The sequence below is a fragment of the Sorangium sp. KYC3313 genome (genome assembly GCF_052075895.1).
Lineage (GTDB): Bacteria > Myxococcota_A > Polyangia > Polyangiales > Polyangiaceae > Sorangium > Sorangium cellulosum_B.
Genome location: NZ_CP197255.1, coordinates 116,110 through 128,300, shown reverse-complemented (window position 1 = coordinate 128,300; position 12,191 = coordinate 116,110). Strand labels below are relative to the sequence as shown.

The following is a 12,191-nucleotide window of genomic DNA, read 5'->3' as shown; positions in this document are numbered from 1 at the left end:
CGTTGCCATGGAGGATGGGATGAAATGGGTTTCTCGTGCGTGCTCGGCCGTGATCGTGACGTCCCTGCTGGCGCTGTCCGCGTGCGGCGGCAGCGTCGACGACGAGGGAAAGAGCAAGGAAGAAGGCCCCTCCTGCGGGCTGGTCGCGGCGTGCGGCGGCGATCCGACGGGAACGTGGACGATGGATGAGGCGTGCCTGGATCCCTCGATGTTCGAGGACCTCGACGAGGGGTGTGACGCGGAGATCGACGTGAGCGGCATGGTGGTGAGCGGACGCGCCGAATTTCGGGCCGATACCACCTATGTCACGACCATCACGCAGCAAGGGCCGATCAAGGTGGTGTACCCTGCGGCGTGCCTCGCGGCCGAGGACATCCCGATCACGTGCGCGCAGCTCAGCGTGAAAATGCAGCGAGCCGCAGCTGGGAAAGAGTCGCCCTTAACGTCGGCGGAGTGCGCTCAAGCGGGCGCCGACTGCGCATGTACGTTTGTCTTCGGGCGGGACACGACGACGTCGATGGGCACCTGGTCGGTCTCCGGCTCCATCTTGACCGTCGAGTCCGAGGGCGAGGAGCCCGATGTTGCGCCGTTCTGCGCGCAGGGATCCTCGCTCACGATGGGCATGCCGACGTCGGCGGGAGAGAATGCGTCGGGGCCGATCAAGTCCTACCTGAAGTTCACGAAGGAGTGAGCCGCGGCGAGCGCGGGTGTCGGGGCGCCGCTCAGCGCCGGTCGAGCCCCACGATGCGGTCGAGCAGCGCCCGGTCGAGGCTCGCCTCCACCGCGTTCGCGAGCCGCTCGTACTCCTCGTGCCGGCTCGGTATCGCCGGCTCGCCCGCGGCCCTGGGGAGCCCCCTCCGCTCGCGCAGCGCCGCGAGGAGCGACCGCCGGAGCCCGTCGTTGTCGAGGATCCCGTGGATCATCGTGCCCACCACGGCGCCGTCCGCCGAGACGGCCCCGTCGAGCGCCGCCTCGGCCTTGCCGCCCCTCGACCCGATCGCGAACGCCGCGGCCGCGCCGCCCACCCGCTCCACGCGGCCCATGTGGATCTCGTAGCCGGTCAGCTCTCCGGCGCCCTCGCCCTCGGCCTCTCCCACGCTCGCCGCGCCCGCCGCCCCCAGGAACGAGCCGCCCGCGAGCCGCGCCCGCACCTGCGCCACCGTCTTGGTCCGCTCGAACCGCGTCCACACCTCGATTAGCCCCAGCCCGCGCGCCGCCGGCTCGGCCGACTCGACGCCTTCCGGATCTTCGATCGCCCCGCCGAGCATCTGGCAGCCGCCGCAGATCCCGAGCGTCCAGCCGCCCCGCCGGGCGCGCGCCGCGATCGCCTCCGCGAGGCCGCTCGCGCGCAGCCACGCGAGATCGGCCATCGTGCTCTTCGTCCCGGGGAGCAGCACGAGGTCCGCATCGCCGATCTCGTCCGGCCGCTCGATGAACCGCACCACCACGCCGGGCTCGTGCTCCAGCGGCTCCACGTCGTCGTAATTCGATATCCGCGGCAGCCGGACCACCGCGATGTCGAGCTCCCCCGGGCCCGCCGGCGCCCGGCGCCGCCGGCCCTCCAGCGACACCGAGTCCTCGTCCGCGATGCGCAGCTGCTTCAGGTAAGGCACCACGCCGAGCACCGGGACGCCCGTCCGCGCCGTCAGCATGTCGAGCCCCGGCTCCAGCAGCTTGAGGTCGCCGCGGAACTTGTTGATCACGAACGCGGCCACGCGCGCGCGCTCGTCGGGCTCGAGCAGCGCCATCGTCCCGACCAGCGCCGCGAACACGCCGCCTCGGTCGATGTCGCCGGCGAGCAGCACCGGCGCGTCGGCGACGCGCGCGACGTGCATGTTCACGATGTCGCGGTCCTTCAGGTTGATCTCCGCGGGGCTGCCCGCGCCCTCGATCACCACGACGTCGTGCGCCTCGCGCAGCCGCCCGAGCGAGCGGGCGATGATGTCCTTGAGCTCTCCCCGGTACGCGAAGTAGTCGCGCGCGTGCAGGCTGCCGACCGGCTTGCCGAGCACGATCACCTGAGAGCGGGAGTCGCCCTCGGGCTTGAGCAGCACCGGGTTCATGTCGACCGTCGGCGCGACGCGCGCCGCCTCGGCCTGCACCGCCTGCGCCCTTCCGATCTCGCCGCCGTCCAGGGTCGCGAACGAGTTCAGCGCCATGTTCTGCGACTTGAACGGCGCGACCCGGAGGCCCCGCCGCTGGAAGATGCGGCAGAGCGCCGTGCAGAGGAGGCTCTTGCCGACCGAGGACGCCGTGCCTTGCACCATCACCGTGAGCGCCGTCATCGGAAGAGCTCCTGTCCAAGCCCAAAGGAAACCGCCGCCAGCAGGGCCGCCGCGAGCCCGGCGAAGAGCAGCGCCGCGAGCACCACGATCCGGCAGGCCTCGTCGATGAGCCCCCGCCGGAGCGGCTCCACGGGGTCGCCGAGGCGGTAGTGGCCGCGCTTCTCGAGCTCGACCCGGAGCAGCCCGGCCATCGCCGCCATGGGCCGGCCGGCGTTCGGGCTCTCGGTGAGGCCGCCGTCGCGCAGGAGCACGGCGAGGCCGCGGCGCGCGTCGGCGCCGCGGAGCCACCCGGCGGCGAGCAGGAGGAGCGCGGTGAGCCGCGCCGGCACGAAGTTCAGCGCGTCGTCGAGCCGCGCCGACGCCTTGCCGAGGTACTCGTAGGGGCCGTGGTAGCCGACCATCGCGTCGAGCGTGTTCACCGCGCGGTAGAAGAGCGCGCCCGGGAGCCCGAAGAGGGCGAAATAGAAGAGCGGCGCGACGAAGCTGTCCGACGCGTTCTCCGCGACCGACTCGACCGACGCGGCGACCAGCGCGGGCTCGTCGAGCTCCGACGGGTCGCGGCTGCAGAGGCTCCGCAGCGCGCCGCGGGCCCCGGTGACGTCGCCCGCTTCGAGGGCGTCGCGCACGCCGAAGGCCGCGTCGCGGAGCGCGCGGAGCGCGAAGGTGGGCTTCAGCAAGAGACCTGACAAAGCGAGCGCGAGGACGGGGTGCGGGGCGAGCAGCGCCGCGACGCCGGCGCCCAGCGCGGCGAAGAGGCAGGGGACGGCGAGGGCCATGAGCGCGCCGAAGAGGAGCTCCGCGGCGCGGCCGCCCGCGGGCGCGGCGCGCTTCAGGGCCTGGATCGCGGAGCCCATCCACACGACCGGGTGGACGGCGGCGGGGGGCTCGCCGCAGGCGAGGTCGAACGCGACCGCGACGAGCAGCGCGGCGGCGGCCGTCATCGCGCGTCCTCGCCGCCGCCGACGAGCGCGACCGGGCCGGGGCGCAGGCGGAGGATCGCGCCCATCACGGCCACGTAGAGCTCGCTGGCCGAGCGGCCGAGCCGCTGGTGCGCGCGCCCCGCGAGGTCGCGGAACGCGCGGCCGAGCCGGCTCTCCGGGACCACGCCCATGCCGACCTCGTTCGAGACGAGGACGACGTGCGGCGCCGCCGACTCGACCGCCGCGGCGAGCGCCTCGATGCGCTCCTCGATGGGCCCGAGCGCGCGGCCCTCGGTCTCGTCGCGGAGCAGCAGGTTCGACAGCCAGAGCGTGAGGCAGTCGACCACGATGACGTCGACGCCGGTGAGCGAGGCGATGCGCTCGGGGAGCGCGATCGGCTCCTCCACGGTGAGGAACGCGCCGCCTCGCTCGAGGACGTGCGCGTCGATGCGCGCCCTCATCTCGTCGTCGAACGGCTCGGCGGTCGCGATGAAGGCGCGGCGCTCGCCGAGCGAGCGCGCGAGGGAGAGCGCGAACGCGCTCTTGCCGGAGCGCACGCCGCCGCCGATGAGCGCGACCCGGCGCGGCGCGGTGCCCGGGCCGCTCATCGCGCGCGCTCCTTCCGGTGCGCGGCGGCGCTCGCGACGAGCCCCTCGGGGACGAGCGGGTTCGAGGCCCAGTGCGCGTGCACGTACGAGGCGAGGACGCTCCCCGCCCGGTACCCCTCGCGCGCGACCTGGCCGCCGCGCCGGCGCCGAACGGAGTAGGCGTGCTCGATCGGCAAGGGCGCGTGCTCGGGCGGGGACGCCGGCGCCTGCGCGGGCGGCGGCTCGGCCGGCGCCGCGGCCGGCTCGGCCGGCGCCGGCACGGCGCGCGGCGACGGGCGGAGCTCGGAGTAGCGGAACTGGTGCCCGCGGAAGCGGAGCCCCGCGCCGCCGAGGATCGTGCGCGCCTGCGTCTCGACCTCCACGTACCCGAGCGCCTGCAGCTTCTCGCACATCGCGGCCTCCGCGGGCACGAGCCCGACCATGGGGTGCGCGCGCCCGTCCAGCGTGCGGATCGCCTCGGTCAGGTACATGAGCCCGCCGCACTCGGCGTAGATCGGGCCCCCACGGCCGGCGAACGCGCGGATCTCGCCGCGAAGCGCGGCGTTCGCGGCCAGGCGCTCCGCGTGCACCTCGGGGTAGCCGCCCCCGAGGTAGAGCGCGTCGACGTCGGGCAAGCGCGCGTCGCGGATCGGCGAGAACCGGATGAGCTCGGCCCCGGCGGCCTCGAGGCGGCGCAGGTTATCCGCGTAGTAGAAGTGGAAGGCGTCGTCGAACGCCACGCCGATGCGCGCCTGGCGCGGCGGCGCCGTGATGCTGGCCGCCGACCTCGTCGCTGCCACCTCCGGCAACGGCGGCGCTCCACGCGCGATCTCGAGCAGCGCGTCGAGCCCGATCCACGCCTCGGCCTGCGCGCCCCAGTGGTCGAGGCGCTCCTCGGGGAGCGCGGCCTCGTCGGCCGTGCGCAGGCCGAGGTGGCGCTCGGGGAAGCGCTGCGCCTCGTCCCGCGGCAGGCCGCCGAGGACCGGCAGCGACCGGTTCACCTGCGCCTGCGCCTGTCGGAGGATGTCGAGGTGGCCGCGGCTGCCGACCTGGTTGCACACGACCGCGGCGACACGCAGCGCCGGATCGAAGCCCGCGAAGCCCTGGACGAGCGCCGCGACGCTGCGGGCCATCCCGGACGCGTCGATCACGAGCGCGACCGGCGCCTCGAGCCACTTCGCGATCTCGGCGGTCGAGCCCTCCTCCCCGGTCGGGCTCGCCCCATCGAACAGCCCCATCACCCCCTCGATCAGCGCGACGTCGGCGTCAGCGGCCTCCGCCGCGAACGTCGACAGGACCGCTTCCCGGCCCATCATCCAGCCGTCGAGGTTGTGCGATGTCCCGGCCACGGCGCGGGCGTGGTACGTCGGATCCAGGTAGTCGGGGCCGCACTTGAACAGCGCGACCCGCAGGCCGCGGGCGCGGAGCGCGCGCGCGATCGCCACCGTGGCGGTCGTCTTGCCGGCGCCGCTCGCCGTGCCGGCGACGACGAGCCGGGGGATGGCCCGGGACATCAGAAATCGACTCCGATCTGGGCCTTTTGCCCCTGCTCGAACGGGTGCTTCACCGATTTCATCTCCGTCACCAGGTCGGCGAGCGCGAGGAGCGCGTCGGGCGCGTTCCTGCCGGTGATCACGACGTGCACGTGCGCGGGCCTCGCGCGCAGCGCCGCGAGCAGCTCGTCCTCGGCGACGAAGCCGTAATGGAGCGCATACGTGATCTCGTCGAGCACCACGATGTCCTGCTCGCCGCCCGCGATGAGCGCCGCGGCCTCCTGGAAGGCCGCGCGCGCCGCGGCCTTGTCGCGCGAGAGATCGTCGCTCTCCCAGGTGAAGCCGCGCCCCATGACGAGGAAGGTCAGGTTGGGGAGCGTCTCGGCGAACAGCCGCTCTCCCGTCTTCCACTTGCCCTTGATGAACTGCACGACCGCGACGCGCATGCCCCGGCCGAGCGCGCGGAACACCATGCCGAGCGCGGCCGTCGTCTTGCCCTTGCCGTGGCCCGTATAGACGATGACGAGCCCTTTTCTACCTGCCGTCGCTGCGCCCGTCCCGGCGCTCTCCTCCGCGCTCACGAGTCCTCCTCGGTCGTGCCAGGGACGAGGAGCTTCTTCTCGGCCTTGCGGAAGCGGTGGCTGAACTCCGGATCATAGAGCCGCGAGTCGGCGAAATCGGTGGAGGTGAGCACCCGGCCGACCAGGATCATCGACTGGCTCTTGATGCCCTCGGCCCGCACCTTGTCCCGGATGTCGGCGAGCGTGCCTCTCACGATCTTCTGATCGGGGCAGCTCGCCTTGTGCACCACCGCGACCGGGCAATCGGCGCCGTACGCCGGGATGAGGGCCGCGGCCACGTCCTTGAGCAGGGTGATGCTCAGGAACAGGCACAGGGTCGCCTGGTGGCGGGCGAGCTCCTCGAGCCGCTCGGCGGGCGGCACCGGCGTGCGCCCCTCGGCGCGCGTCAGGATGACGGTCTGCGAGAGCTCGGGCAGCGTGAGCTCGCGCCCGAGCGCCGCGGCCGCCGCGGTGAAGGAGGAGACGCCGGGGATGATCTCGTACGGTATCCCGAGCGCATCCATCCGGCGCATCTGCTCGGCCGTCGACCCGAAGAGGACGGGATCGCCCGTGTGGACGCGCGCCACGTCGTGCCCTGCGTCCCTGGCCTCGACGAGGACCTCCACGATCTGGTCGAGGGTCATGCCGGAGGAGTCGATGACCCGGGCGTCCGGCCGCGCGGACGCGACGATCTCCCGGGGGACGAGCGAGCCCGTGTACATGACGACCGGGCAGCGAGCGACGAGCTCGGCGCCGCGGACCGTGATGAGCCCGGGATCGCCCGGGCCCGCGCCGATGATGTAGACGCGCATGGGGGGTTCTTTCCTTGCTTCGTGCGGCGGCGATCCCGGAAGGGACCGCGGGCGCGCGAAACTAGAGCGGTCCCGAAGCGAACGCCAGCGTTCATGGTGGAGCCCGCGCGCTGTGCGCGAGGGGCGAAGATGACGGATGATGACGAAGACGAAGCGCAGGCCCGAGGACACGAACCTGCGGTGTGTGCCGGAAGGCTCCGTCTTCTCCCTCGGACGTGCTGGTCCGGGGCCTTGCTCAGGGCATGCGCCTGTGATGCGATGGGAGGTCGCACCCCTCTCCAAGGAAACGCGATGGACCAGAAGAACACCGGGTCTCAGCCCTCGGCGCCCATCCTGTGCGCGGCAGCCCTCTTCGAGCCGGCGCTCCCGGCCGCGTGGGGGCCCACGCTCGATCTGCTCGCCGACATCGAGGAGCTGCAGGACGCGACGAAAGGCAGCCGCGAGGAGCGGGAGGCGAGGGGGCGCGATCTTCACGACCGGCTGATGCGCGGCATCGACGCCCTGAGCGAGCCGACCCCGGACGAGTTCCACGCGGCGAGCGCGTCCTTCCGGGCCTGGTTCACCGAGGCGGTGCTGCTCTGGCTCCGGTTCGCCGGCAGCAGCTCCGCGCCGCTCATCGATACCGTCGCGTCGCGACCGCTCCTCGATTTCCCGCTCGATCTGCCGGAGGGCAGCGAGGGGATCCCGCGCGTCCGGCGGGCGCTGCGAGAGGCGCTCGCGTGGGACGAGGCGGAGCTCGCGCAGGTCGAGGCCGCGATGGATCACATGACCTCCAACCTCGCGGTGAAGCACGCGATCACGAAGGCGATCGCCTCGCAGCTCGCCGCGAAGGGGGGCGCGTCGCCCGCCGCGTGCGCCGAGCTCATGAGCGCGATCTACGGCCCGTTGCCGTGGCGCCCGGGCGACGTGGATCTGCTCATGACGTCGACCGCGATCTTCCTGTGCCTCCGCGCGTCGGCGCCGGCGACCGGCTCGCCCGGCGCGGAGGGCTCCGGCGAGGCGCCGCGGCTCGAGGTGCCCGGCTGGGACGAACGCCCGGAGGAGGAGCGGCGCGCCATCTCCGCCTTCATCGCCCGATGCGACGACACGAACACCGCGGCGACGGCGCGGTTTCCCGCGTTCGGCTACTTCGACCGCGCGGCCATCGATCCGGCGCTCGCGCGCTCCCTCGCGGACGCGGCGGCGGTCCCGACGGAGGTCGTCACTCAGACCCTCGCCACCATGGTGATGGTCCTCCGGACGCCGGAGGTCGAAGACTACGTGGTTCATGACGCCTGGGGCCATGCGTGGCAGGAGGCGCTGGCCGAGTTCGAGTGGGAGTACGCGGTGCTGCCGCGGATCGAGGAGCCGCTCGCGCTCGACACCGTCTTTCCCGGCGCGGTCGGCCCCGGCATCGCCTCGGCCTTCGTCGAGCGCGGGGGCCGCACCGAGCTCGACGAGGCGGCGCTGCTCCGCTTCGCCGAGGCCGACATCAGGGCGCGACTCCAGGTGGCCGCGAGCAACGGCATCGCCGAGATGCTCGCCGATTTCATGGAGAGCAAGTACGCATGGCACAGGCCCTCCCTGAAGCTGCCGGACGCGTCGCTCCTCCCCATCACGGGGCTCAAGCTCGATCTGACGGTGGGCGACGTTCGCCGCCAGGTCGCCCGCTGGTCGAAGCCGTACCGCGCGCTGGCCGAGGACGAGGGGGCGCGCGCCCGCCTCGTCGACGCGCTCTCGCCGCGCGTTCCGGCTGCGGGGCTCAAGGAGGCGGTGGATCAGGCGGGCGCGCTGCTGTGGCGCGAGTTCGCGACGGCGTTCGACGACACGCTGCGGCCGGTGGCTGCCAAGGGCGGAGGGATCCGCGCGAGCGCATGCCGCCGCATGGTCCTGCAGCTCGCGCAGGTCGCCGCGGTGCTCGAGCGGACGCTCGCCGCGTCGTGCGCGGGCGGGCCGCGGAGCGGGTCGCGGAGCGGGCCGCGGACGGAGCTCGCCTGGCGCGACCCGGCGCTGTGCGTGGACCTGCTCCTGGTGACGATCGCCCGGTTCTACGAGCACGAGCGGCAGAGGAACTTCTGGCACCTCGACCAGATCCTCTCGACCGGGTTCGTGGACGCCTGCGGTCGGCTAAGGGCCGCCATGGCGAACGCCGAGTCGCCCTGAGTCTGTCCCCCGGAGATGGCGTATACTTCCGCCGATGTCCGGCGCCCAGCGCGACGTATTTCGGCTCTGCGGGGCCACGATCGACGGCAAATACCGTGTCCTCTCCGCCGTCGGCGCCGGCGGGTTCGGCGTCGTCTATCGCGGCGTGCACGAGGGGTTCGACGCGCCCGTCGCGATCAAGTGCCTCAGGCTGCCCGACGAGCTCTCGCCCGAGGCGCAGCAGGATTTCGTCCGACGGCTGCGCGACGAGGGGCGGCTCCTGCTCCAGCTCTCGCGCCTCTCGCCCGGCATCGTCCAGGCGCTCGACATCGGCGCCTTCACGACCCAGGACGGCGCTCGCGTGCCCTACCTCGTGCTCGAGTGGCTGGACGGCGAGACGCTCGCCGGCCACCTCGAGCGCCTGCGCGCCGGAGGCGGCGGCGCCCTGTCCCGCCGCGAGGCGATACGCCTGCTCGACCCGGCGGTGCGCGCCCTCGCGGTGGCGCACGAGCAGAACATCGCGCACCGCGACGTCAAGCCGGAGAACCTCTTCCTCGCCGAGGCGGGGGGCGCGAGGACGCTCAAGGTCCTCGATTTCGGCATCGCCAAGATCATCGGCGATCAGCGCTCGCGCACCGCGGCGCTCGCGAGCACCGCGGAGGGGCCGTCGGTGTTCACGCCCCGCTACGGCGCTCCGGAGCAGTTCGACAAGCAGCGGGGCGCGACGGGGCCATGGACCGATGTCTTCGCGCTCGCGCTCGTCTTCGTGGAGCTCGTGACGGGCGCTCGGGCGCTGGAGGGGGAGGGGATCGTCGAGCTCTATTCGGTTGTCGTCGATCCCGCGCTGCGCCCCACGCTGCGAGCGCGCGGCGTCTCGGCGCCGGACGCGGTCGAGCGCGTGCTCTCGCGGGCGCTCAGCGTCTCTCCGCGCGACCGGTACCCCGACGCCGGCGCGTTCTGGCGCGCGCTGATTGCCGCGGAGGGGCTCGAGGACGAGCTGCCGAGCCTCCCGCCGCGCTCGCCGCCCGCGGCGCGAGAGGCCGAGACGCGGGTCGAGAGCGGGAACGCGCGGGGCGGCCCTGCGCCAGGCGCCGGGCACGCGGGCACGCCCGCGGGGATCGGCTTCGAGCCGACCGTGCCGCACCGGACCGACCCGGCGTCGCTGCGCCCCGATGGCGCGCCGCCCGCGCCCGCCGGTGCGGAGCCTGCGCCGCGGCCGGAGCACGGGGCCGCGTCGGGCGAGGCCGTCGCGGTGCGGACCGCACCCGACGAGCGCGCGCGCCCGGGCCGGCGCGGGCTCGTCGCGCTCGCGCTGGTGGCCTCGGCGGTCGCAGGCGCCGCGGTCGCGGTGCTCCGGCGTCCCCCGGAGCCGCCGCCCCGGCCGAGCGGCGCAGCCGTCGCCGCCCCGGAGTCGCCGCGCCCCGCCTCGAGCAACCCGGAGGCCGCGGCGCTCTACCAGGAAGCGCTCCAGGCCTACCGTGACGGCGCGCCGGACGTGGCCGCGCGCACGATGGAGCGCGCCGTGGCGCTGGATCGCGGCCTCGGCGCCGGCCACCTGCGCGTGGCGATCTGGACGTTTCGACAGAAGCCGGCCGCGGCGCGCGAGCACTTCCAGCTCGCGCTCCGGCACCGGGCCGCCCTCGGCGAGCGGGACATGGCGCTGCTCGACGCGGCCGAGCCGTACGTGCGCCAGCCCTCCGACGCCGTGGCATGGGAGCGGCGGATCGAGGCCGCGGCCGCGAGGTTCCCGGCCGATCCGGAGCTCCTCGTGTACCTCGGCGGGGCGAGGTTCGCGCAGCTCCGGTTCGACGCCGCCGTCGAGGCCTACGATCGGGCGCTCGCCCTGGACCGGGGCCACGTGCTCGCGTGGGGGCTCAAGGGAGAGTCGCTCGGGATGAAGGGGGATGTCGCGGCGGAGCTCGCCGCCTACCAGGCCTGCGCCGAGACGGCTCCCGGCGCGACGCTCTGCCTCGCGAACCGGGTCCGCCTCCTCCATCGCCAGGGCGATTGCCGGCAAGTCGAGGAGCACGCGCGCCGCTGGCTCTCGATCGATCCGAAGGCGGCGCCGGCGCACCGGCACCTGGCGCTGGCGCTCCACGCGCGGGGCGCGCCGCGCGAGAGCGTGCTCGTGGCGCTGGAGCAGGGCTGGGCGGCGGTCCCCGAGGGCGAGCGGAGGGCGAAGGAGCTGCTCGATCGGAGCTCGCTCGCGGTCCTGGACGGCGATTTCGAGCTGGCGGTGGAGCACGCCCGCGCGTGGCAGCGGGAGGTCGCCGGCAGGAACGATCAGGACGCGCACGCGAGCCCGGCCCTCAAGCTGGCGGAGCTCTACCGTGAGATGGGTTTGCCGCGGGAGGCCGGGCGGGTGGCGGACGATTTCCTCCGCCGGATGAGCGCCTGGTCCGAGCCGGCGACCACGGCCGACTGGACCATCGCGTTCTTGCCGTACGGCCTCCGGGCCGCGTCGATGACGCAGGAGGCGTACGACGCGGCGCGCTCGGCGTGGGTGGAGCGGGTCCAGTCGAAGTGGCGCGCCGCGGCGCAGGAGATCAAGCCGGAGCACCGCTGGCTGCTCTGGACCGAGGCCTACGCCGCCGGCGTGGAGACCGCGGCCGACGCGGCGGCGGCGTTCGAGACGATGCCGCTCGACCAGCCGCTCCCGTCGGAGAGCGGCCGGTGGCTCCTGCTCGATCTGCACATCGGCAAGGTGTACGCGCTCGTGGGGAAGGGGCAGGAGGCGATCGGGCCGCTGACGCGCGTGGCGCGCTCGTGCGCAGCCCTGGCCGACCCGTTCTCGACCACGGAGGCGCGGCTCTATCTGGGCATGGCCCTGGAGGCGACAGGCGATCTGCGCGGCGCCGCCGCGGCGTACGAGGTTGTCCTCGAGCGCTGGGGCAAGGCGCGCCCGCGATCCATCTCCGCGGAGCAGGCGCGGGCGCGGCTCGGCGCGCTGCGGGCGCGGCGCTAGGCGGTGAGCGCGTTCCCTCCTACTACAGTCGTACTCATGGCGGTCGAGCGCCACGGCGCCGGTAGTGACAGCTGCGCGCCAGCGCCTGATGATGCCATCGCCACCAGGATCAGCGCAGAACCGCGCCAGCCCGTGAAGCTGCGGACTTCGTAATGGTCGAGGTCGACTTCGCCCTTCGCACTCTCGAAGCACTCTTTTCCCCGGTAATTGGCACGAGCACGAAGGCTTCCGGCGCGCGCCCGGAGCTTCTGTCGCGGCACGCGTCGTGAAACTACCGATTCTTCCCCGAGCTGTTCGCGCAGGTGGCGGAGCTGTCCGATGTGCTGGACGCCCCCGCCGCGAAGGCGTGGCTGGCCGACCAGCGCGCCCAGGGTGAGCGAGGCCGCTCCTGTATCACGATGACGCACTTCGTCGCCATCGCATGGCGCTTGCCGGTCTCGCGCCCCCT

General features: G+C 73.7%; 9 protein-coding genes. 3 read left to right on the top strand and 6 right to left on the bottom strand.

The genetic code is table 11. The annotated features are described in order from the left end of the window. The first annotated feature begins 19 nt into the window (after nucleotides 1–19). Nucleotides 20–691, top strand: coding sequence for a hypothetical protein (locus ACSRUE_RS00475; RefSeq protein WP_441289302.1), 672 nt, complete (start codon nucleotides 20–22; stop codon nucleotides 689–691). A gap of 31 nt (nucleotides 692–722) precedes the next feature. Here the strand turns inward: ACSRUE_RS00475 and ACSRUE_RS00470 are convergent, their stop codons facing one another. Genes ACSRUE_RS00470 through cobM form a run of 6 tightly spaced genes read right to left on the bottom strand, consistent with a single transcriptional unit; the run spans nucleotide 723 to nucleotide 6,657 of the window. Continuing rightward, on the bottom strand, nucleotides 723–2,285 hold the full coding sequence (locus ACSRUE_RS00470; RefSeq protein ID WP_441289301.1) for a cobyric acid synthase: 1,563 nt from the start codon (nucleotides 2,283–2,285) through the stop codon (nucleotides 723–725). After that, a complete protein-coding gene (gene cbiB, locus ACSRUE_RS00465; RefSeq protein ID WP_441289300.1) occupies nucleotides 2,282–3,226 on the bottom strand; it encodes an adenosylcobinamide-phosphate synthase CbiB in 945 nt (314 codons plus the stop codon). Before cbiB ends, ACSRUE_RS00470 begins: the two co-directional genes overlap by 4 nt. Next, nucleotides 3,223–3,813: a bifunctional adenosylcobinamide kinase/adenosylcobinamide-phosphate guanylyltransferase gene (gene cobU / locus ACSRUE_RS00460; protein WP_441289299.1), complete on the bottom strand. Its 591-nt coding sequence runs from the start codon at nucleotides 3,811–3,813 to the stop codon at nucleotides 3,223–3,225. Before cobU ends, cbiB begins: the two co-directional genes overlap by 4 nt. Beyond that, a complete protein-coding gene (locus ACSRUE_RS00455) occupies nucleotides 3,810–5,306 on the bottom strand; it encodes a cobyrinate a,c-diamide synthase (RefSeq protein ID WP_441289298.1) in 1,497 nt (498 codons plus the stop codon). Before ACSRUE_RS00455 ends, cobU begins: the two co-directional genes overlap by 4 nt. Further along, complete coding sequence (gene cobO / locus ACSRUE_RS00450; protein ID WP_441289297.1) at nucleotides 5,306–5,866, bottom strand: cob(I)yrinic acid a,c-diamide adenosyltransferase; 561 nt, start codon at nucleotides 5,864–5,866, stop codon at nucleotides 5,306–5,308. Before cobO ends, ACSRUE_RS00455 begins: the two co-directional genes overlap by 1 nt. After that, complete coding sequence (cobM, locus tag ACSRUE_RS00445) at nucleotides 5,863–6,657, bottom strand: precorrin-4 C(11)-methyltransferase (protein ID WP_441289296.1); 795 nt, start codon at nucleotides 6,655–6,657, stop codon at nucleotides 5,863–5,865. The genes cobO and cobM overlap by 4 nt, the downstream gene beginning before the upstream one ends. Before the next feature lie 291 nt (nucleotides 6,658–6,948). Between cobM and ACSRUE_RS00440 the strand changes: the two genes are divergently transcribed. Together ACSRUE_RS00440 and ACSRUE_RS00435 are read left to right on the top strand one after the other, a co-directional pair. After that, complete coding sequence (locus ACSRUE_RS00440) at nucleotides 6,949–8,799, top strand: hypothetical protein (protein WP_441289295.1); 1,851 nt, start codon at nucleotides 6,949–6,951, stop codon at nucleotides 8,797–8,799. Nucleotides 8,800–8,833: 34 nt separating this feature from the next. Further along, entirely contained in the window at nucleotides 8,834–11,743 is a 2,910-nt protein-coding gene (locus ACSRUE_RS00435) for a protein kinase domain-containing protein (protein ID WP_441289294.1), read from the top strand. Nucleotides 11,744–12,191 lie beyond the last annotated feature (448 nt).

Coding starts and splice junctions, on each gene's coding strand:
- ACSRUE_RS00455 (WP_441289298.1), bottom strand. CDS start 5,306: ATGTCCCGGGCCATCCCCCGGCTCGTCGTCGCCGGCACGGCGAGCGGC.
- ACSRUE_RS00470 (WP_441289301.1), bottom strand. CDS start 2,285: ATGACGGCGCTCACGGTGATGGTGCAAGGCACGGCGTCCTCGGTCGGC.
- ACSRUE_RS00475 (WP_441289302.1), top strand. CDS start 20: ATGAAATGGGTTTCTCGTGCGTGCTCGGCCGTGATCGTGACGTCCCTG.
- cobU (WP_441289299.1), bottom strand. CDS start 3,813: ATGAGCGGCCCGGGCACCGCGCCGCGCCGGGTCGCGCTCATCGGCGGC.
- ACSRUE_RS00440 (WP_441289295.1), top strand. CDS start 6,949: ATGGACCAGAAGAACACCGGGTCTCAGCCCTCGGCGCCCATCCTGTGC.
- cobM (WP_441289296.1), bottom strand. CDS start 6,657: ATGCGCGTCTACATCATCGGCGCGGGCCCGGGCGATCCCGGGCTCATC.
- cbiB (WP_441289300.1), bottom strand. CDS start 3,226: ATGACGGCCGCCGCCGCGCTGCTCGTCGCGGTCGCGTTCGACCTCGCC.
- ACSRUE_RS00435 (WP_441289294.1), top strand. CDS start 8,834: ATGTCCGGCGCCCAGCGCGACGTATTTCGGCTCTGCGGGGCCACGATC.